Below are 941 nucleotides of genomic sequence, written 5' to 3' on the forward strand. Positions count from 1 at the left end.
CGGCGACCTTATCCGCTGGAAACCATGCTACGCATTCACTGCATGCAGCATTGGTACAACCTGAGCGATGGCGCGATGGAAGATGCTCTGTACGAAATCGCCTCCATGCGTCTGTTTGCCCGGTTATCCCTGGATAGCGCCTTGCCGGACCGCACCACCATCATGAATTTCCGCCACCTGCTGGAGCAGCATCAACTGGCCCGCCAATTGTTCAAGACCATCAATCGCTGGCTGGCCGAAGCAGGCGTCATGATGACTCAAGGCACCTTGGTCGATGCCACCATCATTGAGGCACCCAGCTCGACCAAGAACAAAGAGCAGCAACGCGATCCGGAGATGCATCAGACCAAGAAAGGCAATCAGTGGCACTTTGGCATGAAGGCCCACATTGGTGTCGATGCCAAGAGTGGCCTGACCCACAGCCTGGTCACCACCGCGGCCAACGAGCATGACCTCAATCAGCTGGGTAATCTGCTGCATGGAGAGGAGCAATTTGTCTCAGCCGATGCCGGCTACCAAGGGGCGCCACAGCGCGAGGAGCTGGCCGAGGTGGATGTGGACTGGCTGATCGCCGAGCGCCCCGGCAAGGTAAGAACCTTGAAACAGCATCCACGCAAGAACAAAACGGCCATCAACATCGAATACATGAAAGCCAGCATCCGGGCCAGGGTGGAGCACCCATTTCGCATCATCAAGCGACAGTTCGGCTTCGTGAAAGCCAGATACAAGGGGTTGCTGAAAAACGATAACCAACTGGCGATGTTATTCACGCTGGCCAACCTGTTTCGGGCGGACCAAATGATACGTCAGTGGGAGAGATCTCACTAAAAACTGGGGATAACGCCTTAAATGGCGAAGAAACGGTCTAAATAGGCTGATTCAAGGCATTTACGGGAGAAAAAATCGGCGCAAACATGAAGAAATGAAATGACTGAGTCAGC

The 941-nt window shown here is 54.4% G+C and carries 1 protein-coding gene; it reads left to right on the plus strand.

Annotation, left to right across the window (positions count from 1 at the left end; translation table 11 throughout):
- On the plus strand, window positions 1–828 hold an 828-nt coding region (locus MFF34_RS27980; protein WP_238217835.1), incomplete at its 5' end, for an IS5-like element IS5 family transposase.
- Window positions 829–941 lie beyond the last annotated feature (113 nt).

The organism is Pseudomonas sp. PAGU 2196, from assembly GCF_022179005.1.
GTDB lineage: Bacteria > Pseudomonadota > Gammaproteobacteria > Pseudomonadales > Pseudomonadaceae > Aquipseudomonas > Aquipseudomonas kermanshahensis.